19 protein-coding genes are annotated in these 19,351 nt (G+C 57.3%); 8 read left to right on the plus strand and 11 right to left on the minus strand.

The annotated features are described in order from the left end of the window. Positions 1-12 precede the first annotated feature (12 nt). Positions 13-999, plus strand: coding sequence for an SDR family oxidoreductase (locus ACEPLT_RS10750; RefSeq protein ID WP_447088377.1), 987 nt, complete (start codon positions 13-15; stop codon positions 997-999). On the opposite strand, the gene ACEPLT_RS10755 is transcribed toward ACEPLT_RS10750, so the two are convergent. The 8 genes from ACEPLT_RS10755 to ACEPLT_RS10790 all read right to left on the minus strand — a co-directional run bounded on the left by ACEPLT_RS10755 (position 1,000) and on the right by ACEPLT_RS10790 (position 7,538). After that, positions 1,000-2,625, minus strand: a complete 1,626-nt coding sequence (locus ACEPLT_RS10755) for an alpha-amylase family protein (RefSeq protein WP_232928960.1) — start codon at positions 2,623-2,625, stop codon at positions 1,000-1,002. A gap of 8 nt (positions 2,626-2,633) precedes the next feature. Beyond that, on the minus strand, positions 2,634-3,644 hold the full coding sequence (gene cydB / locus ACEPLT_RS10760) for a cytochrome d ubiquinol oxidase subunit II (RefSeq protein ID WP_008502276.1): 1,011 nt from the start codon (positions 3,642-3,644) through the stop codon (positions 2,634-2,636). Continuing rightward, positions 3,644-5,047, minus strand: a complete 1,404-nt coding sequence (locus ACEPLT_RS10765; protein ID WP_232928962.1) for a cytochrome ubiquinol oxidase subunit I — start codon at positions 5,045-5,047, stop codon at positions 3,644-3,646. Before ACEPLT_RS10765 ends, cydB begins: the two co-directional genes overlap by 1 nt. A gap of 67 nt (positions 5,048-5,114) precedes the next feature. Then, positions 5,115-5,987, minus strand: coding sequence for a manganese catalase family protein (locus ACEPLT_RS10770; protein ID WP_008502274.1), 873 nt, complete (start codon positions 5,985-5,987; stop codon positions 5,115-5,117). Positions 5,988-6,004: 17 nt separating this feature from the next. After that, positions 6,005-6,511 carry a ferritin-like domain-containing protein gene (locus ACEPLT_RS10775; protein ID WP_014883791.1) on the minus strand — a complete coding sequence of 169 codons (507 nt, stop codon included), beginning with the start codon at positions 6,509-6,511 and terminating at the stop codon, positions 6,005-6,007. Positions 6,512-6,536: 25 nt separating this feature from the next. Beyond that, complete coding sequence (locus ACEPLT_RS10780) at positions 6,537-6,740, minus strand: hypothetical protein (protein ID WP_008502273.1); 204 nt, start codon at positions 6,738-6,740, stop codon at positions 6,537-6,539. 23 nt (positions 6,741-6,763) lie between these two features. Further along, positions 6,764-7,258, minus strand: coding sequence for a YciE/YciF ferroxidase family protein (locus tag ACEPLT_RS10785; protein ID WP_008502272.1), 495 nt, complete (start codon positions 7,256-7,258; stop codon positions 6,764-6,766). 94 nt (positions 7,259-7,352) lie between these two features. Next, on the minus strand, positions 7,353-7,538 hold the full coding sequence (locus ACEPLT_RS10790) for a con-10 family general stress protein (protein ID WP_004150795.1): 186 nt from the start codon (positions 7,536-7,538) through the stop codon (positions 7,353-7,355). Positions 7,539-8,066: 528 nt separating this feature from the next. Here ACEPLT_RS10790 and hglS point away from each other — a divergent pair. Both hglS and ACEPLT_RS10800 read left to right on the plus strand, forming a co-directional pair. After that, positions 8,067-9,410 (plus strand): 2-oxoadipate dioxygenase/decarboxylase HglS, encoded by a 1,344-nt coding sequence (gene hglS, locus ACEPLT_RS10795; protein WP_008502270.1) that lies wholly within the window; start codon positions 8,067-8,069, stop codon positions 9,408-9,410. Between the two features lie 43 nt (positions 9,411-9,453). After that, a complete protein-coding gene (locus ACEPLT_RS10800; protein ID WP_063435480.1) occupies positions 9,454-10,959 on the plus strand; it encodes a carboxylesterase/lipase family protein in 1,506 nt (501 codons plus the stop codon). Here the strand turns inward: ACEPLT_RS10800 and ACEPLT_RS10805 are convergent. Further along, positions 10,946-11,788, minus strand: coding sequence for a LysR family transcriptional regulator (locus ACEPLT_RS10805; protein ID WP_023327445.1), 843 nt, complete (start codon positions 11,786-11,788; stop codon positions 10,946-10,948). The two genes, ACEPLT_RS10800 and ACEPLT_RS10805, sit on opposite strands and share 14 nt — an antisense overlap. A gap of 114 nt (positions 11,789-11,902) precedes the next feature. Between ACEPLT_RS10805 and ACEPLT_RS10810 the strand changes: the two genes are divergently transcribed. The 4 genes from ACEPLT_RS10810 (at position 11,903) to rimL (ending at position 16,397) form a co-directional block, all read left to right on the plus strand. Continuing rightward, positions 11,903-13,072, plus strand: a complete 1,170-nt coding sequence (locus tag ACEPLT_RS10810) for a pyridoxal phosphate-dependent aminotransferase (protein WP_023327446.1) — start codon at positions 11,903-11,905, stop codon at positions 13,070-13,072. Positions 13,073-13,082: 10 nt separating this feature from the next. Further along, complete coding sequence (locus ACEPLT_RS10815; RefSeq protein ID WP_021242531.1) at positions 13,083-13,856, plus strand: transporter substrate-binding domain-containing protein; 774 nt, start codon at positions 13,083-13,085, stop codon at positions 13,854-13,856. 242 nt (positions 13,857-14,098) lie between these two features. Continuing rightward, entirely contained in the window at positions 14,099-15,754 is a 1,656-nt protein-coding gene (locus ACEPLT_RS10820; RefSeq protein ID WP_023292446.1) for a glucan biosynthesis protein D, read from the plus strand. 103 nt (positions 15,755-15,857) lie between these two features. Then, a complete protein-coding gene (gene rimL / locus ACEPLT_RS10825; protein WP_023327447.1) occupies positions 15,858-16,397 on the plus strand; it encodes a 50S ribosomal protein L7/L12-serine acetyltransferase in 540 nt (179 codons plus the stop codon). Here the strand turns inward: rimL and ydcK are convergent. After that, positions 16,392-17,372 carry a YdcK family protein gene (ydcK, locus tag ACEPLT_RS10830; protein ID WP_232928964.1) on the minus strand — a complete coding sequence of 327 codons (981 nt, stop codon included), beginning with the start codon at positions 17,370-17,372 and terminating at the stop codon, positions 16,392-16,394. The genes rimL and ydcK overlap by 6 nt on opposite strands. A gap of 135 nt (positions 17,373-17,507) precedes the next feature. Between ydcK and tehB the strand changes: the two genes are divergently transcribed. Beyond that, positions 17,508-18,101: a tellurite resistance methyltransferase TehB gene (gene tehB / locus ACEPLT_RS10835; protein ID WP_032674766.1), complete on the plus strand. Its 594-nt coding sequence runs from the start codon at positions 17,508-17,510 to the stop codon at positions 18,099-18,101. Here the strand turns inward: tehB and pepT are convergent. Next, positions 18,098-19,327, minus strand: a complete 1,230-nt coding sequence (pepT, locus tag ACEPLT_RS10840; RefSeq protein ID WP_232928966.1) for a peptidase T — start codon at positions 19,325-19,327, stop codon at positions 18,098-18,100. The two genes, tehB and pepT, sit on opposite strands and share 4 nt — an antisense overlap. Positions 19,328-19,351: the final 24 nt, after the last annotated feature.

Below are 19,351 nucleotides of genomic sequence, written 5' to 3' on the forward strand. Positions count from 1 at the left end.
CGTGGAGGTTCTATGGCTGTCATAGTGATTACCGGTGGGACGGCGGGCGTGGGAAAAGCCACGGCGCTGCGCTTCGCAAAAGCAGGTTACGATGTGGGCCTCATCGCCCGTGATGAAGCCAGCCTGCACTCCACCCAGGAAGAGCTGCGCCGCTTCGGCGTGAATGCGCACGCCGTGCAGGCGGACGTCGCCGACAGTCAGGCGGTGGTGGATGCGGCTAACGAGATTGAGTATCGTCTCGGTGCGATTGATGTCTGGGTCAACAACGCCATGGGGGCCGTGCTGGCACCGTTTCGTACCCTTACGCCGGACGAGTTTCGGCGCGTGACCGAGGTGACATACCTCGGCTACGTGAACGGCACCCGCGCGGCGCTTGAGCTTATGGTTTCGCGCGACAGGGGCGTGATTATTCAGGTAGGGTCCGCGCTGGCCTACCGTTCCATTCCCCTGCAGTCCGCCTACTGCGGGGCCAAAGCGGCGATTCGCGGGTTTACCGATGCGGTGCGCACTGAGCTGATGCATGAGAACAGCCGGGTTCAGCTTGCGATGGTGCAGATGCCGGGGCTCAATACGCCGCAGTTCGAATGGGCAAGGAACAAGTTCGCGTGGGCAATGCGGCCGGTACCGCCGGTGTTCGAGCCTGAAGTCGCCGCCAGCGCCATCTTCAGGGTGGCGCAAAAGCCGGTGCGCGAGCTGTGGGTTGGCAGCAGCACCATTCAGTCGATTGTCGGGCAGTTCCTCTTCCCGGGTTTTCTGGACAGGCTGATGGTGAAGAAAGCCTGGGAAGGTCAGATGACCGACGATCTGAACGCGCCGGACCGCCGGGATTATCTCGACCAGCCGGTTAACGACCTGCACAAAATCCATGGCCGTTTCACTGACGAAGCGAAAACCCGCGCGTCGTCCGTGACCTCCGGTATGCCGGGCAAAGTGGCGTTAGGGGCCCTTGCGGTGGCGGGTATTGTGTTGACGCGTTTGATAATCCGCCGGAAACCGTAATCAGCGCAGCGCGCTGCGGTGCGTCCAGAACCAGCGATAGCCGTAGCCGCCAAGGCTGAGCTCGACGGTTTTACCGCAAACCAGCGCGTCATCGTAGCGTTTGTCCGCGAGACAGGCGGTCCAGGTCGTGTTGCGGATCCCCTTCACGGTGAACTGCACCGGCTGGTCACTGAAGTTAACAAAGGTCAGGATGCTGCGTTCTTCGGTCTCGTAATAGATCCCCAGCACCGCGTCACTATCGATCGTGAGGAGCCGAAAGGGCGCAACGGCAATTTCGGGGAACTCCGAGCGGGTATTGGCGATATCAATGATGCGGTGCAGGAGCGAGTTGCGGTGGAGCAGCGAATCAGCGACGTTGATTTTTTGATAGAGGTAAGGGCCGCGGTCGATAATCGGCGCGATAAATTTTTCCGGGTCGGCTGCCGAAAAACCGCCGCCTTGCGATCCCGCCCACTGCATGGGGGTGCGCACAGCGTAGCGCTCCTCCAGATCGAGGTCATCCCCCATGCCGATCTCATCGCCATAGCGCATCACCGGAACGCCGGGCAGGGAAAAGAGTACCGCGTGGCAGAACGCCAGCCGCTTCAGATCGCCGTTGAGCATCGGTGCCAGGCGGCGGCGGATCCCGCGCTGGTAGACGTTCATCTCCTCATCAGGGGCGAAGGTATCGAGGACAAACTGTTTGTCTTTCTGGCTGATGCCCTCCAGATCCAGCTCGTCGTGATTGCGCAGCCAGTTGGCAAAACAGCATGAATCGGGCGGGACGATCATTTTCTTCACCGCGTTGCGCAGCGGACGGGCGCTTTTGCGGGCCAGGCTGACGTAAAAATACTTGTTGAGCCAGAAATTGAGCACCAGATTCAGGCGGTCATTATTGCCAAAGTAGTCCTGATAGGCCTCCACCTCGACGTCCACTTCACCCAGCAGGATCGCGTCCGGATTATGTTCCTCAATAAGACGTCGCATATGCTCGAGGATCCACAGACCCTTTTTTTCATCACCATTTCCCGCCTGCGTGGTCAGGTGGGAGGCGGCATCCAGGCGGAACCCCGACACGCCCAGTTTGAGCCAGAAGAGGATGATGTTCTCAATCTCTTTCAGCACCGCGGGTGAGGTCAGGTTCAGGTCCGGTTCGTGGCGATAGAACATGTGCCGGTAGTATTGTCCCGCCTCGTCGTCCCAGCTCCAGATGCTCTCCTCCACGCCAGGAAACATGGGGGGCGTATCGTCCTCGTCAGTATCTGACCAGAGGTAGTAATCCCGGTAGGGTGACGCCGGGTTACGGCGGGCCTGCTGGAACCAGGGGTGCGCGTCGGAGGTGTGCTGGATCAGCAGCTCAATAATGACCTGCATGCCCAGCTCGCGGGCCTGTTCGATCAGGGCAATAATATCGGCCAGCTTTCCGAAGCGGGGATCCACCTGAAGATGGTCGCTGACGTCATAGCCTTCATCGAGAAAGGGCGTGAGGTAAAACGGGGTGATCCAGATAACCGTCGCCCCCATGCGGCGAATGTACCGCAGCTTGGCCGCTATCCCGGCGATGTCCCCGCAGCCATCGCCGTTCAAATCATAAAAGAGTGCGGTATCAATCTGGTAAATAATGGCCCGTGTATGCCAGTCCGTCATAGCGTGCCTCAGTGATAGCCTTCAGTATCCGAAACCTTGCCCCGGAACACGTAGTAGCTCCAGGCGGTGTACACCAGGATCACCGGAATAATCAGTAACGTCCCGACCAGCATAAACAGCTGGCTGGCAGGCGGGGCCGCGGCCTCCCACAGAGTGATACGCGGCGGAATAATGTTCGGCCAGAGGCTGATACCCAGCCCGCTGAACCCGAGGAAGATCAGCCCCAGCGTCAGCAGGAAAGGGCGCGCGTGGCTGGCCGGATTGCGGGTCAGGCGCCAGATCAGCACGCTGAAGATCCCGACCAGCAGCGGAACCGGCAGGAACCAGAAGAAGTTGGGCAGGGTAAACCAGCGGTCGGCGACGTACTGCCAGCCGAGCGGCGTCCAGACGCTGACCACCGCGATAACCACCATCAGCGCCAGCAGCACGTGGCGGGTCAGTTCGCGCATGCGTTGTTGCAGCGCGCCTTCGCTTTTCATGATGAGCCAGGTGGTGCCCAGCAGCGTGTAGGCGACGACCAGACCGATGCCGCAGAAGAGGTTGAAAGGCGTGAGCCAGTCCAGCGAAGAGCCGACAAAACGTCGGCCCTCCACGTCAAAGCCGTTGATCACGGCGCCCACCACCACGCCCTGGCTGAAGGTGGCGAGCAGGGAGCCGCCGGCAAAGGAGTAGTCCCAGAATTTGCGGTGTGAAGGGGTGGCTTTGAAGCGGAACTCAAAGGCAACGCCGCGAAAGATGAGGCCGATCAGCATCGCGGTGAGGGGGATGGTCAGCGCATCAATGATCACCGCATAGGCCAGCGGAAACGCGCCGAACAGCCCCGCGCCGCCGAGCACCAGCCAGGTCTCGTTGCCGTCCCAGACGGGCGCCACGCTGTTAACCATCACATCGCGCTCTTTGGCATCGCCCACGAAGTTAAACAGCAGGCCAATCCCCAGATCGAAGCCGTCCATAATGATATACATCAGCGTGGCAAACACGATGATGGCAAACCAAATCACTGAGATATCGACGCCCATCAGATTCTCTCCTCTTCCGGAACAGACTCCGCGGCTGACAGCGGACGGGCAGGCGTGCCCGAGGTGTTTGACGTCAGCGTATTAACGGGCTGAGGACCTTTCTTAATCAGCCGGATGAGATAAACATAGCCCACGCCAAATACGGATGAGTAGACGACGAAGAACGCCAGCAGGCTAATGCTCATCTGCAGGGTGCTGTGCAGCGATACCGCGTCGATGGTGCGCAGGTAGCCATAGACAACCCACGGCTGACGGCCTACTTCGGTGGTCACCCAGCCGGCAAGCAGCGCGACCAGCCCCGCAGGCCCCATGCAGAGGGCAAACCACTGGAACGGACGCGAGTGGTAAAGTCGATGGCGATAGCGTAGCCAGAGGCTGAGCAGACCGAGGGTAATCATCAGCAGACCCATCCCCACCATAATGCGGAACGACCAGAAAACGATGGTCGAGTTGGGTCGATCCTCTTTCGGGAAGTCTTTCAGGGCCGGGACCTGTTTATCCAGGCTGTGCGTCAGAATCAGGCTGCCGAGCGCGGGGATCTCCAGACCGTATTTGGTGCGTTCTTCCTCCATATCCGGCAGGCCAAACAGCAGCAGCGGGGTGGCCTCGCCGGGCGGATTTTCCCAGTGACCCTCAATAGCGGCGATTTTGGCTGGCTGATGCTCAAGCGTGTTCAGGCCGTGCATATCGCCCACCACCGCCTGGATAGGGGCGACCAGCAGCGCCATCCACATCGCCATCGAAAACATGGTGCGAACGGCGGGCGTATCGTTACCGCGGAGCAAGTGCCAGGCGGCCGACGCGCCGACAAACAGCGCGCTGCTCAGGAACGCGGCGATAGCCATATGAATAAGACGGTACGGGAAGGAGGGGTTAAAGACGATCGCCAGCCAGTCCTGCGGGATAACCTGCCCGTTTTCGATAGTGAAACCCTGCGGCGTATGCATCCAGCTGTTGGAGGCGAGGATCCAGAAGGTTGACATCAGCGTGCCGAGCGCCACCATGTAGGTCGAAAAGAAGTGCAGCCCCGGGCCGACCTTGTTCCAGCCGAACATCATGACGCCGAGGAATCCGGCCTCCAGGAAGAAAGCGGTTAACACCTCATAAGTCAGAAGCGGGCCGGTAATGCTGCCCGCGAACTGGGAGAACCCGCTCCAGTTGGTGCCAAACTGGTACGCCATCACCAGCCCGGAAACGACGCCCATGCCGAAGTTAACGGCAAATATCTTTAGCCAGAAGTGGTACAACGATCGCCAGACGTCGTTTTTGGTGCGCAGCCACATGCCCTCCAGCACCACCAGGTAGCTGGCGAGACCGATGGTGATCGCAGGAAACAGGATGTGGAACGAGACGGTAAAAGCGAACTGAATTCTGGCCAGATGAAACGCATCGAGTTCGAACATGGTCCGTACCTCTGAGACGATGGGGCACGCGAATTGCCGGGCAGGTCAGGCCTGCCCGGCAAACCGATTACGGTTTAGTCTTACCGGCACCCAGCTCGGCACCGGTCAGCGGGTCGGAATGTGGATCGGACTTCGTGCGGGCAGACATCGCCTTAACCAGGGTTGCCTGCTCGGTTGTGAGCGTCACGCTGGCACTGCCATCGCCGCCATCCACCGCAGGCTGGGGGGACTCAACGTAATCGAAATGTTTATCGCTGTTCCAGCTTCCGCGAACCTCTCCACCTTCAGACATATTGTAGTACTTGTTGGTGAATTCCTCGATTGGCGGCAGTTTTCCCGGCGGGAAATTATTACGGATGGACTGCAGCGCCTTCTCAAAGGAGAGCTGATGCGCCGCCTCACGCGTCATCAGAAACGCCAGGGCATCTTTAACGCCGGGATCGTCAGTCACGTTGATCAGCCGTTCATAGATAATTTTGGCTCTGGCCTCGGCCGCCACGTTCGAACGCAGATCCGCCGTCGGCTCGCCAATGGTGTCGACGTAGGCCGCCGTCCAGGGTACGCCCGCTGAGTTGGTTAGGGGGGTTCCGCCGCCGTAGAGCAGGGAGGTGATGTGGCTGTCATTCCCGTTTTCGGTCATGGAGCGATACAGCTCGGCCTCATTTTCCACCCCTTCCGCCAGCGCGCCCTTGGCACCTTTATTCAGCATACCGACCAGGGTACCGATGATTTCGAGGTGGCTTAACTCCTCGGTCGCGATATCCATCAGCATGTCTTTACGGCCCGGATCGTCATCGCTCAACCCTTGCGTAAAGTAACGGCAGGCGGCGGCCAGTTCACCCTGCGGTCCGCCAAATTGTTCCAGTAAAAGGTTGGCCAGGCCGGGATTCGGTTCGGCGACGCGAACCGTGTATTGCAGCTGTTTGACGTGTCGAAACATGCTCACTCTCCTGTGGGTTATTTTTTCGCTTCGACACCCGACGCGTCTGAACGCAGCAGGAACTGTTCCGTCGTTTGCGGGATATGACGAATCAGCCAGTCGGCCATTTCGCGCTCTTCGGCGAGGATCGTCTCAATAGCGGGTATCGAGGCGGTGTCACCCGCTTTTTTGGCCGCCGCCAGCAGGGAGGTATAGCAGGCGATTTCGAACTGTTCGAAAACATAGCCGCTGATCGAGCCCTTCACGATTTCGTCAGAAGGGAACATGCCGCCGATGGATTGTCCCAGCGCCGCCATTTTGCTCATCGAGTCTTTTAAGACCGAACGAGAAATATCATTACGGTCGAGGATTTCCTCCAGCAATGTGATTTGCCGTTTTGTCTCATTAATATGTTGCTCAATTCTGGCGCGAACATCAGGATAATTATCGATACGGCTGGCCATGGATTCCAGCATAGATTCGGCTTGCTTTTCCATTGCATGGGCATCGCGTAGCCAGTCATGGTAGTGTTCTACGTGATTCATCATTGTATCCTCATTAGGGGTTCGCTTATTTGGTCTCACTTTCAGCAGCCTGATCGGCACGTGCGGCACTGTAGCCAGATAAATGGCCGACAATATTGGCATAAATACTGATGATAATGACCCATAGCACGCTGTTCTTCCACCAGATGACGGAAGGGATAGCGAGAATGAACCATATTATCGCTGCCGCTAAATGGCACCGTTTAATTGTCCTGGGACTGATGCTCATTTTATTTAACCTGTATTATCGCGTCATTTCTGCGCTTTTTGGTTAATATTGCCAACGGCCAGGTCGGTGAGTTTAAGGTCGGTCTCTTTCTCTTCTTCCAGCGTTTCGGCAAGAAGCTTAACGGCTTTTTTATAGCCGAGCTGTTCTGCCAGGGTGGCAAGGGTACCGTAGCTGGCTATTTCGTAATGCTCCACTTTTTGCGCAGCAGCAATTAATGCGGCATCACGGACTTCATTTTTTTCCGTGCTTTCGATGACTTCATTAGCTTCTTCAATTAAGCCTTCCATTGCGACGCATTTCATGCGCTTGAGCTTGATGCCGTCTTCCTGTTCCACGATCTGGTCGATACGTTCGATCTGACCTTGCGTCTCTTCAAGGTGTGCGGTAAAGGCGGCGCTCAGCTTCTCGCTGGAGGCGGCGCGGGCAAGCTTGCTTAACGCTCGGGTAAGCTGCTTTTCTGCGCTGTAGGTATCCGACAGAAGATGAATAAATACATCCTCTACACTTTTCATATTCATAATTATTACGCTCCGGTAAAATAAAGAAAGGGTACTGCGAGCTTTTCAGCCCGCAGCATGCTCTCTGGTTTAATTAAAAGATTACTAAATAAGATCAGGAGTTATCAGATTTACGGCCTCCGCCGTGACTGTTCTGTCCCCCTTTCTTACCCGCTTCAGATGCGCGTTGCGGATCGTTTTTAAAATTACCACCGCTGTGCTGGCCACCTTTACGTCCAGCTTCTGATGCTTTTTCACGGTCTTCAGCGAAATTACCGGAACCACCACGATGCTCTGCCATATTAAACCTCATAGTCATATATTGGTTATGTCAGTACGATACGAAAATATTCCGTATCACTCGTCGTTCGAGTAATAACTCTAGTCGCTGTGTGCGATCCGTCAAATGCGTTTTGCTATTTGCGGTTGCGTTATTTTTAAATATTTGTAAATTTGCGCTTCGCTTGCGTTGGAAATATGGATAGACAGGAAGGACTTGTAAACAACTGTTCAGATTATTCCTAACTTTGAGCTAAAAATTTGAAAGCTGAGGATAAAAATAATGACGCCCTCAAATTGGTTGATTTGCAGTCAGGGGAAAATAAAAAATACTCCTTTATGGCTAGAAAGCGAAACCATAAATAATTATAAAGAAAAACCTGGATAAAAAGCGCCAGGCGCGAAAGGGCGGTTTCGTTAAGGCTTGTTCAGAGGCCAGTCGCACACGGTTTGACCACTGTCGTCTTAAGATCACAAATCAGAAATCTTTCCCCCCGGAAGGAACGGGTTTCTCTACACTCCAGGTAATATTCACTGGAGGCATGACATCATGGCGAACACCATCACGGCTGATGACATTCGGGAACACTTTTCGCAGGCTATGTCGGCGATGTACCAGCAGGAAGTTCCGCAGTACGGCACCTTGCTTGAACTGGTAGCGGACGTAAACCTGGCGGTGCTGGAAAATGATCCACTATTACATGAACAACTGGCAAACGCCGATGAGCTTGCGCGTCTGAACGTCGAGCGTCACGGGGCCATCCGCGTCGGCAGTGCGCAAGAACTTTCAACCCTGCGCCGTATGTTTGCCATTATGGGGATGTACCCGGTCAGCTATTACGATCTCTCCCAGGCGGGGGTGCCGGTCCACTCAACGGCATTTCGGCCGATTGATGATGCGGCGCTGTGCCGTAATCCGTTCCGCATCTTTACTTCGCTGCTGCGCCTTGAGCTGATTGAAAACGTCGCGCTGCGCGAACGTGCGGCGGAAATTCTGTCTCACCGAAACATCTTCACCCCGCGCTGTCTGGCGCTTCTCGATCTGTATGAATCGGAAGGGCAGTTTACCGTCGAGCAGGCGCAGGAGTTTGTGCAGGAAGCGCTGGAAACCTTCCGCTGGCACCGCCATGCGACGGTCGATCAGGAGACCTATCTCGCGCTGCATAACGAGCACCGGCTGATCGCCGATGTGGTCTGCTTCCCGGGTTGCCACATTAACCACCTGACCCCGCGTACGCTGGATATTGACCGGGTGCAGGAGCTGATGCCGAAGTACGGTATTGAGCCGAAAATTTTGATTGAAGGGCCGCCGCGTCGCGAGGTGCCCGTCCTGCTGCGTCAAACCAGTTTCAAGGCGCTGGAAGAGCCGGTGCTGTTTGCCGGTGAACACAAAGGCACCCACACCGCGCGCTTCGGTGAGATTGAGCAGCGCGGCGTGGCGCTGACCCCGAAAGGCCGGGAACTGTACGATAGCCTCCTTGCCCAGGCCGGTACCGGCAAAGATAACCTGACGCACCAGCTGCATCTGCAGGAGATCTTTAGCGCCTTCCCTGACAGCGAACTGTTAATGCGCCGTCAGGAGCTGGCGTATTTCCGCTACCGTCTGACGCCAGCGGGTGAAGCGCATCGGCATGCGTTCCGGCCGGGCGACGATCCGCAGCCGCTGATCGAGCGCGGATGGGTCGTCGCACAGCCGATCACCTACGAAGATTTCCTCCCGGTCAGCGCCGCGGGGATTTTCCAGTCCAATCTCGGGAATGAAACCCAGGCCCGCAGCCACGGTAACGCCAGCCGCGATGCGTTTGAAGCGGCCCTCGGCTGCCCGGTGTATGACGAATTTACCCTCTATGAGGAGGCTGAAACGCGCAGCAAACAGCGTTGCGGTTTGCTCTGAAATCGTTACTCTGCTGGGGTGTGATGGAAAAAATAAGGTCGTTATGCAAAATCCTTCCGCCCCTGTGGTTGAAACGCGCCAGGGCGCACTCTCTGGTTTAACCGATGAAAATGTCCACGTCTGGTGCGGTATTCCTTATGCCGCACCGCCCGTTGGCGAATGGCGCTGGCGCTCCCCGCGGCATCCTGAGCCGTGGGATGGCGTTCGCGAGGCTACCGCCTTTTCGGCCTCAAGCTGGCAAAGCAGCGAATATTGCCAGGAGCTGGGCGGGGGCGATCCCGGTCAGTTCTCGGAAGACTGCCTCTATCTGAACGTCTGGTCTCCCACAGAGCGCGCCGGGCCGCTTCCGGTTATGGTCTGGCTGCACGGCGGCGGCTTTACCATCGGTGCGGGTGGCTTACCGCCCTATAACGGCAAAGCGCTGGCCACGCGCGGCGTGGTTGTGGTGACGATCAACTACCGTCTCGGTCATCTTGGCTTTTTTGCCCATCCCGCGCTGGAAGGCGAGGAAGATCGCGTGGTGCATAATTTTGCCCTGCTGGATCAGATCGCCGCCCTCGAATGGGTAAGGGACAATATCGCCGCATTTGGTGGCGACCCCGCTAACGTGACCCTGTTTGGCGAATCCGCGGGCGCGCGCAGCGTGCTCTCTCTGCTGGCCTCTCCGCTTGCAGAAGGATTGTTCCATAAGGCGATTGTGCAAAGCGGGTACACCTTGCCGGACACGCCGCGAGAGCAGGCGTTGCAAAAAGGGGAGGCGCTGGCCGCCCATTTTGGCCTGGAACAGGCGACAGCCGAACAACTGCGCGCCATTCCGCCGGAGGCGTTCTGGCCGCTCACCGCGCCGCTGAACATTGCTCCGGCCCCCATCGTCGGGGATTGCGTTCTGCCTGAAGCGATGCTGGACGTCTTTTTCGCCGCTCGCCAGCACCCCGTGCCGGTAATGATCGGCTCGAACAGCGATGAGGCCAGCGTGATGGCGGTGTTTGGCATCGATCTCGCCGGGCAAATCCAGAAGCTTCGCCGGGAGCGCCGCTTCGGGCTGGGGCTGATTAAGCTGCTCTATCCGGGCGTCAAAGGCGATGAGGAGCTGGGCAGGCAGGTGTGCCGCGACATGGCGTTCACCACGATGGGCTACGTCGTGATGCAGGCGCAGCAGCGCGTCGGCGGATTGTGCTGGCGTTACTGGTTTGACTATGTCGCGGAAGCGGAACATGCCACCTATATCAACGGCGCGTGGCACGGCAATGAAGTGCCTTACGTCTTTGATACCCTCGGCCAGGTGGAGCCTTCACGCCAGTATGTCAACGAACGGGATGTGCAGTTTGCTGCTCAGGTGGCCGATTACTGGGTGAGCTTTGCGCGAGACGCAGGACCTCGCGAGATCCTGCCCGGGCCGACGCACTGGCCCGCATGCCGTAAAGGGCGGGACGTTTTATTACGCATTGGCGTGAATAAACATGCAGGTTTCAGGCTTGAAAACCGCTTTATGCGCGCCCGGATGAGCCTCTTCAAACGGGTGATGAAGCACCACGTCAGCCTCGATTAAGCAAACAGGCGCGAAACGCCGCCAGCCCATTTTCCTCCCCTGGCGTTTCGCGCAGCACCAGCCGGTAGCTCGCGCCGGTTTTTATGCTGGTTTCATAAGGCCGCATCAGTCTTCCCGCGCGGACATCTTCGGCCACCAGCGTTTCGTCGGCAATGGCGACGCCCAGCCCCTGAATGGCGGCCGTGATGGCGAGATCCATCGTGTCGAAGTGTTGATTTTTGTGCATGGCAAAGCCCGGACCTTCCTGTTTCGTCAGCCACAGCGACCAGTCTGTTTTATCCCTTGTCGGATGCAGGAACGTCAGCGATCCCAGCGTTGCTCCCGCCCGCACCGGGCTTATCACCGGGGTGAGCGCCTCTTCGAACAGCAGGTCGCCTGCGCTCATGTGCGTACCGAACACGATGGCCGCGTCGTAAGATTCGGTTTTGAAATTGACGTTATGATCGGTGGTGGTGGTCAGGGCGATCTGCAGATCCGGCTGCTCACGCTCCACCTCCAGCAGGCGCGGCACCAGCCAGCGCATGGCGCAGGTGGGCGCCTTGAGCCGGATCACGGTTTGCTGACTGCGGGCCTGGTCGGCCACGGTCAGCAAGTGTTCGAACGCAGACTGCAGTTCCGGGAGCAGGGCGCAGCCCTGTGAAGAGAGGCGCAGGCCGCGCGCGTGGCGTTCAAAAAGCGGAAAGCCAAACCAGGCCTCAAGGGAGGCTATCTTGCGGCTCACGGCCCCCTGCGTCAGACAAAGCTCTGCGGCAGCATGGGTCAGATTCAGGTGACGCGCGGTGACTAAAAATGCGTCGATGGCATTGAGCGGGAGCGAACGGCGCGACATGAAAACACCTCAGCTATGCATTTTTCTCATGGCTATTATGACAACAATTCGATTGTCCCGACAACAGAGATGTTGTTTGAATAGTTATGCAATGTCCATGAGAAGGGAAAGAGGATGACTTTACAAACGCCTGTGCAAACGCGCTCCAAACTGCCCGATGTGGGCACCACGATCTTTACCGTTATCGGCCAGCTCTCGGCGCAGCATAACGCGATAAACCTTTCTCAGGGCGCACCGAATTTTTCCTGCGACCCGAAGCTTGTTGCGGGCGTCACCCGCGCGATGGAGGCAGGGCAAAACCAGTATGCGTCGATGACCGGCCTGCCGACGCTCAAAGAGCGCATTGCCGATAAAATTGCCACGCTTTACGGCACGCAGTATGACCCGGGCCGCGAGGTGCTGGTGACCGCCAGCGCCAGCGAAGGGCTCTACTCGGCAATCAGCGGGCTGGTGCATCCGGGCGATGAGGTGATCTACTTTGAGCCGTCATTTGACAGCTACGCGCCGATTGTCCGCCTGCAGGGGGCAACGCCGGTTGCCATCAGGCTCACCGTGCCGGATTTTGCCGTGAACTGGGACGAGGTTCGCGCCGCGATCACCCCGCGCACGCGCATGATTATCATCAATACGCCGCACAACCCGAGCGGTCAGGTCTTCTCCGCCGACGATCTGCAGCAGCTGGCGGCGCTGACCCGCAATACTGACATCATTATTTTGTCTGACGAAGTGTACGAACACGTGGTGTTTGACGGTGAGCCGCACCACGGGATGGCTACGCACCCGCAGCTGGCGGAGCGAAGCGTGATTATTTCTTCTTTCGGAAAAACGTATCACGTCACCGGCTGGCGCGTGGGTTACTGTGTTGCACCGGCGGTACTGATGGACGAGATTTGTAAAGTCCATCAATTTTTAATGTTCTCTGCCGATACGCCAATGCAGCACGCGTTTGCTGAACATATGGTCGACCCGCAAACCTGGCTGTCGCTGTCGGCGTTTTACCAGCGCAAGCGCGATCTGCTGCACAGTCTGCTGGCCGATTCGCCGTTTACGCTGCTGCCAAGCGCCGGCTCGTTCTTCATGCTGGCGGACTACAGCCAGTTCAGCGACGAGCGCGACAGCGAGCTGGTGAAACGGCTGATCGTTGAGTACGGTGTAGCCACCATTCCGCTGTCGGCGTTTTATGCGGACGGTACGGATAATAAATTAATTCGTCTCTCTTTTGCGAAAGATGAGGCGACGTTACGGGCAGGTGCCCAGGCCCTGTGTCGGGTTAAACCACGCTAAGGAGTTTGAGATGAAATTACGCGCGCTAGTTGTCGGCATGGGATTGCTGTGTACCTTTTCCTCCTTCGCAGCGTCCGAGCTGCGTTACGGTCTGGAAGCCGAATATCCGCCGTTTGAAAGCCGCAATGCGGCAGGCGAACTGGAAGGGTTTGACGTTGAGCTGGGGAATGCCATCTGCAAAGCGGCAGCGCTGAAGTGCAGCTGGGTGGAAACCTCGTTTGATGCGCTGATCCCGGGGCTGGTGGCGAAGAAATTCGACGCCATCAACTCGGCGATGAATATCACCGAGCAGCGCCGCAAGAGCATTGATTTTACCCAGCCGATCTACCGTATTCCGTCGCAGCTGGTCGGCAAGGCCGGGACGGCGGTCGAGGCGACGCCTGAAGGGCTGAAGGGGAAAACCATCGGCGTGCTGCAGGGCTCCATTCAGGAAACCTATGCCAAAGAGCACTGGGAAAAGCAGGGTGTCACCGTGGTGTCGTATAAAGATCAGAATATGGCCTGGGGCGATCTGCTGAATGGCCGTATCGACGCCTCGCTGGTCATGTCCGCGGCCGGGCAGGCAGGTTTCCTCAGCAAGCCGCAGGGAAAAGGGTTTGGCTTCATCGGCAAACCGGTGTCTGACGACACCATCCTCGGCAGTGGGATCGGTTTTGGGTTGCGCAAAGGTGATGAGGCCACCAAAAAGCAGCTTGATGCCGCAATTGATAAGGTACGTGCCGACGGCACGATCGCCAAACTCGCTGATAAGTACTTCCCGGGTATCGATGTCAGCGTAAAATAACCGCCTCATTGGCCCTGTCAGCTGATGTCCTGACGGGGCATTTTTATACACATTTTCCAGGCTTTCTTTACACCACTTTCGGGCCGTTCTGGTCGACAGAAAATATTTCTCACTTTGTTCATATAATCACCGGCCAACAATTGGATTCTTAACCATTTTTGTTTAGGCTGTGCGTTCTTTCTTGCCGTCATTTCGCCGAGCGCGGAACACATTCACACGACCATAAGGACGTTTTTCCAGGCATGAATCGCAGACGTTTTCTAAAAGGCTCGCTGGCAGTGGCAGCCCTGAGCGGCACATCCGGCCTTGCTTCCCTGTTTTCCAAAGCGGCATACGCTGCCGACTCTGACATTGCTGACGGCCAGAGCCGTCGTTTTGACTTCTCCGTACTGCAATCCATGGCGCATGACCTGGCGAAAACCCCGTGGGGTGGCGCGCCGCGTCCGCTGCCGGAGACGCTGGCAACCATGACGCCGCAGGCGTACAACGCCATTCGCTACGACGAAAAGCAGTCTCTGTGGAACAACATTGAAGGACGTCAGCTGGACGTGCAGTTCTTCCACATGGGAATGGGGTTCCGCCGCCGCGTGCGGATGTTCTCGCTGGACCAGTCAACCGCTATGGCGCGCGAGATCCACTTCCGTCCTGAGCTGTTCAGCTACGGTGAAACGGGCGTGGATACCAAACAGCTGGAAGGGCAAAGCGATCTCGGCTTTGCGGGCTTCCGCGCGTTTAAGGCGCCGGAGCTGGCGCGTCGCGATATCGTCTCTTTCCTGGGGGCCAGCTATTTCCGCGCGGTGGACGACACCTACCAGTACGGCCTTTCCGCCCGCGGTCTGGCGGTAGACACCTTTACCGACACGCCGGAAGAGTTCCCGGACTTTACCGCCTTCTGGTTTGAAACCGTCAAGCCCGGCGACACCACCTTTACCGTCTATACGCTGCTGGATAGCCCGAGCATCACCGGCGCCTATAAGTTCGTGATCCACTGCGAGAAGAGCCAGGTGATCATGGAGGTGGAAAACCACCTCTATGCGCGTAAGGACATCAAGCAGCTCGGCATCGCGCCGATGACCAGCATGTTCAGCTGCGGCAATAACGAACGCCGCATGTGCGACACCATTCACCCGCAAATTCACGACTCCGACCGCCTGGCGATGTGGCGCGGCAACGGGGAGTGGATTTGTCGTCCGCTGAACAACCCGCAGAAGCTGCAGTTCAACGCCTATATGGATAAAAACCCGAAAGGGTTCGGGCTGCTGCAGCTCGATCGCGATTTCTCGCACTATCAGGACGTGATGGGGTGGTACAACAAGCGCCCAAGCCTGTGGGTGGAACCGCGTAACGACTGGGGTAAAGGCGCGGTTGGCCTGATGGAGATCCCGACCACCGGTGAAACGCTGGATAACGTGGTCTGCTTCTGGCAGCCGGAAAAAGCGGTAAAAGCGGGCGACGAGCTGGACTTCAAATATCGTCTCTACTGGAGCGCGATGCCGCCGGTGCGCTCCCCGCTGGCGAACGTTTATGCGACCCGCACCGGCATGGGCGGCTTCCCGGAAGGCTGGGCTCCAGGGGAAAACTACCCGAAAGTGTGGGCCCGTCGCTTTGCGATTGACTTCGTCGGTGGCGACCTGAAGGCCGCTGCGCCAAAAGGCATCGAGCCGGTGATTACGCTCTCCAGCGGTGAAGCGAAGCAGGTAGAGATCCTCTACGTTGAGCCGTTTGACGGCTATCGCATTCTGTTTGACTGGTACCCGACGTCGGATTCGACGGAGCCGGTGGATATGCGCCTGTTCCTGCGCTGTCAGGGCGACGCCATCAGTGAAACCTGGCTGTACCAGTATTTCCCACCGGCGCCGGATAAACGTCAGTACGTTGACGACAGGGTAATGCGTTAACCCTTGTGGGATTGTGCCGGGTGGCGGCTTCGCCTTACCCGGCCTACAGTTTCGAAACGTAGGCCGGGTAAGCGCTAGCGCCACCCGGCAATTGAGAGGCACCATGTCTTCAGAAATCATCCCCGTCACCCAGGATATCGAACTTCGCGCCGTCGAAGAGCGCTACACCGCCGACCTGCACAATCTCGTCGTTAAAAACAGAGCCTTTCTGCAAACCGCCTTTGACTGGGCGCAGCACGCGGTCAGCGAAGAGGACACCCGCCGTAACGTGCAGAGCAACCAGATGTTGCATCAGCGCGGCTACGCCAAAATGTTTTTGATTTTCAAGGATGATGCGTTAGTTGGCGTCCTGTCGTTCAACACTATTGAACCGACGAACAAAGCCGGCTACATCGGCTACTGGCTGGATGAAGCCCACCAGGGGCAGGGCATTCTCTCTCAGTCACTGCAGGCGTTTATGCGCTACTACGCTGAACGCGGTGAGATCCGCCGTTTTGTGATCAAGTGTCGGGTGGCGAATCAGCACAGCAACAGCGTTGCCGTGCGCAATGGTTTTACGCTGGAAGGGTGCCTGCGGGAAGCGGAATACCTGAATGGCCGCTTTGACGACGTGAATATCTACGGCAGGATTTATACCCTATAACGCACCCAGCAGCGGCGTGCGGGTGATGCGCTGGTCGCCGTTTATCACTTTTTCGCCGCGCAGGTGAATGCTCTCGCCAGCAAACGCTTCTATGACCGCATCGTCGGTGATTTCAACCCGATGCTCGATAAGCACATCCCCGCTGATTCGCGCGCGCCCCTGGATCACCACTTTATCATCCAGCATGATCGGCCCGCCGCGCAGCCATGCCTGACCGCCAATCAGGACGTGATGCTTGATGACGCAGTTGCCTTCAACCACGGCATTCTCCGCAATCTGCGAGCTGTAGCGCACCGTCGGGATGGCATCGTCGTCGAAACCGGCTATCACGCGGGCGTTGCCGTAGACTTTCGCGCAGTCGCATACCCAGACGTTGTTGAGTTCGTTACCCTCCAGGATCGCGTTGTCGAAGACTTCGGCCCGGTGTTCAACGAAGGCAAAATTAACCATCGCCGAGCCGTAGATTTGCGCCTGGTGCACAATGCGCGACTGGCTCACCGTCGCCTTATCGTAGATTTGGAGGATCTGTTCATGATCCGGCGTCAGCCCTTTGGCGGCAATGACCACGCTGTGATGCAGCACGCGCGCGTCGCCGTAGATATGGCACTCGCCCCGTACGCAGGATTGCTGAATGGTGACGTTGTCACTTATTCGCGCCCCGTGGCTGACCTCCGCACCGTCCAGCCAGCAGCTGTCGCCGATATGCGCGTCATGGCTAATGATGCATGGAAGGGTAAGCCGCGCGTTGCCGGATACGGTTGCCCCGGCGAACACCACGCTGTTTTCATCGTAGATCCAGCAGTCGCCGTCCTGTGCGAGGGCGCGCTCATCGTCAATCCAGCCGCCTCTCGTGCCGACCGTCACGTCGTTAAAGTCCGCCGTGGCGATGATCTGCCGCAGCGTGGTGGCGTGGGTGGTTTCGCCGTTTTTCCATTGCCAGAGGCGGGTCTCGTCGCTAAGGCGATATTTGTTCATCTTCATATCTCTGATAAGCGTCTTCACTAAACGTAGCAAAGTTTTCGCATTTCGAGCGGCTTGGCAACCAGACGGTAAACGCCTTAAAATGGCATGTAAAATGCACTTTCACTTTATGCGAACGCAGGAAAAACAATGACCGTCGATGAGAATTACTTCACTGAGAAATATGGCTTAACGCGTACCCATTCAGAAGTGCTGTACAGCGCGGAGATCGTGAAGCCCGGTAAAACGCTGGATCTGGGCTGCGGCAACGGCCGTAACAGCCTTTATCTTGCAGCCAACGGCTACGATGTCACCGCGTGGGACAAGAACCCGATGAGCATCGACAATATCGAGCGCATCAAGGCGGAAGAAGGGATCGCTAATCTGCATACCGCGATTAAGGATCTGAACAACCTGAGCTTTGACGGCCAGTACGATTTTATTCTCTCCACCGTGGTGCTGATGTTCCTGGAGGCAAAAACCATCCCGGGCCTTATCGCCAATATGCAGCGCTGCACGACGCCGGGCGGTTACAATCTGATTGTTGCCGCCATGGATACGGCAGACTACCCCTGCACGGTCGGCTTCCCGTTTGCGTTCAGGAGCGGTGAGCTGAGCAACTACTACGAAGGCTGGGAGTTGCTCAAATACAACGAGGACGTTGGCGAACTGCACCGCACTGATGAAAACGGCAACCGCATCAAGCTGCGCTTTGCCACGATGCTGGCACGAAAGCCCGCTTAACGGGCGGCGAGCAGGCAGATCTGCAGGGCAGTCTTATAAGACGCCTCAAACGACGACAGCGGCAGGAATTCAAACTTCGAGTGAAAGTTATGCGCTCCGGTGAAGAAGTTCGGGGTGAGTAGCCCTTTAGCCGAGAGCGCCGCGCCGTCGGTGCCGCCGCGCATCGGCGTCGGTTTCGGCGTGATGCCGAGCGATTCCATCGCCTCGAACATCAGATCGATGGCGCGTCTGTCTTCGCCAATCGCATTGCTGATATTGCTGTAGGTATCTTCAATGCGATAGTCCACGCTGGCCGTCGGATATTGGGCGGCAATCAGCGCGGCCACGTCGGCAATCTGCTGCTTGCGCGCGGCAAAGCGCTCCTTGTCAAAGTCGCGGATATTGGCCTTAAGAACGGCCTCGTTCTGTCCGGCCTGAATGCCGTTAAACCAGATATAGCCTTCACGTCCCTCGGTGCACTCGGGCGTTTGCTGGCGGTCAAAATGGCTGATGTAGTCAGTCGCCATCAGCAGGGGATTCACCAGCACGCCTTTCGCGGACATCGGGTGCGCCGTCACGCCGGTAAAGCGTATTTCCGCGGCTGCCGCATTAAAGTTTTCGTAGACAATTTCCCCCAGCTCGCAGCAGTCGATAGTCCAGGCGAAGTCGACGTCAAAGCGCTTTAGATCGAGCGCCTTGGCACCGTTCAGGCCGATCTCTTCGTCAGGCACAAACGCCACGACGATATCCCCATGCCGATGCTCCGCCGTCAGGTTTTCCAGCACCGTCATGACCACCGTGACCGCCGATTTATTATCGGCGCCCAATACGCTGGTTCCGTCGCTGAAAATAATCTCCTCGTTCGGATAAGCCAGAATTTCTGGGTGCTCCTCTACCCGCAGCCAGATGTCTTTCTCTTTATTCAGACAGAGATCTTCACCGGTAAACGTTAATATTTGTGGATGAATATCCGGTGAAAGTCCCACGTCGACGGTATCAATATGGGTAATAAAGCCAATGCGCGGCGCACCGGGCACGTTGCCTTTTTTTACCGCCGTTACCGTGGCAAATTCATCAATCACAATGTCGTCTAACCCCAGCTGTGCCAGCTCCTGCGCCAGCTCGCGCGCCATGTCGTGCTGGCCCGGCGTTGAGGGCAGAGTTTTGACTTTGGGATCGCTCTGGCTGGTGATCGCGAGATAGCGGAAAAAACGGTGCGTTAATTGTCTGGAAAGCGGCGAGCCCATAGTGATTTGTTCCTTATTTATTTT

Source organism: Enterobacter sp. fkY84-1 (assembly GCF_052974705.1).

What these genes read in the sequence shown, in the direction of transcription:
- ACEPLT_RS10780 (WP_008502273.1), bottom strand. Translation starts at nt 6,740, where the DNA reads ATGAGCATCAGTCCCAGGACAATTAAACGGTGCCATTTAGCGGCAGCG.
- pepT (WP_232928966.1), bottom strand. Translation starts at nt 19,327, where the DNA reads ATGGGCTCGCCGCTTTCCAGACAATTAACGCACCGTTTTTTCCGCTAT.
- ACEPLT_RS10770 (WP_008502274.1), bottom strand. Translation starts at nt 5,987, where the DNA reads ATGTTTCGACACGTCAAACAGCTGCAATACACGGTTCGCGTCGCCGAA.
- rimL (WP_023327447.1), top strand. Translation starts at nt 15,858, where the DNA reads ATGTCTTCAGAAATCATCCCCGTCACCCAGGATATCGAACTTCGCGCC.
- ACEPLT_RS10805 (WP_023327445.1), bottom strand. Translation starts at nt 11,788, where the DNA reads ATGTCGCGCCGTTCGCTCCCGCTCAATGCCATCGACGCATTTTTAGTC.
- ACEPLT_RS10755 (WP_232928960.1), bottom strand. Translation starts at nt 2,625, where the DNA reads ATGACGGACTGGCATACACGGGCCATTATTTACCAGATTGATACCGCA.
- ACEPLT_RS10790 (WP_004150795.1), bottom strand. Translation starts at nt 7,538, where the DNA reads ATGGCAGAGCATCGTGGTGGTTCCGGTAATTTCGCTGAAGACCGTGAA.
- ACEPLT_RS10775 (WP_014883791.1), bottom strand. Translation starts at nt 6,511, where the DNA reads ATGAATCACGTAGAACACTACCATGACTGGCTACGCGATGCCCATGCA.
- ACEPLT_RS10750 (WP_447088377.1), top strand. Translation starts at nt 13, where the DNA reads ATGGCTGTCATAGTGATTACCGGTGGGACGGCGGGCGTGGGAAAAGCC.
- ACEPLT_RS10785 (WP_008502272.1), bottom strand. Translation starts at nt 7,258, where the DNA reads ATGAATATGAAAAGTGTAGAGGATGTATTTATTCATCTTCTGTCGGAT.
- hglS (WP_008502270.1), top strand. Translation starts at nt 8,067, where the DNA reads ATGGCGAACACCATCACGGCTGATGACATTCGGGAACACTTTTCGCAG.
- ydcK (WP_232928964.1), bottom strand. Translation starts at nt 17,372, where the DNA reads ATGAACAAATATCGCCTTAGCGACGAGACCCGCCTCTGGCAATGGAAA.
- ACEPLT_RS10765 (WP_232928962.1), bottom strand. Translation starts at nt 5,047, where the DNA reads ATGTTCGAACTCGATGCGTTTCATCTGGCCAGAATTCAGTTCGCTTTT.
- ACEPLT_RS10815 (WP_021242531.1), top strand. Translation starts at nt 13,083, where the DNA reads ATGAAATTACGCGCGCTAGTTGTCGGCATGGGATTGCTGTGTACCTTT.
- ACEPLT_RS10800 (WP_063435480.1), top strand. Translation starts at nt 9,454, where the DNA reads ATGCAAAATCCTTCCGCCCCTGTGGTTGAAACGCGCCAGGGCGCACTC.
- ACEPLT_RS10820 (WP_023292446.1), top strand. Translation starts at nt 14,099, where the DNA reads ATGAATCGCAGACGTTTTCTAAAAGGCTCGCTGGCAGTGGCAGCCCTG.
- ACEPLT_RS10810 (WP_023327446.1), top strand. Translation starts at nt 11,903, where the DNA reads ATGACTTTACAAACGCCTGTGCAAACGCGCTCCAAACTGCCCGATGTG.
- tehB (WP_032674766.1), top strand. Translation starts at nt 17,508, where the DNA reads ATGACCGTCGATGAGAATTACTTCACTGAGAAATATGGCTTAACGCGT.
- cydB (WP_008502276.1), bottom strand. Translation starts at nt 3,644, where the DNA reads ATGGGCGTCGATATCTCAGTGATTTGGTTTGCCATCATCGTGTTTGCC.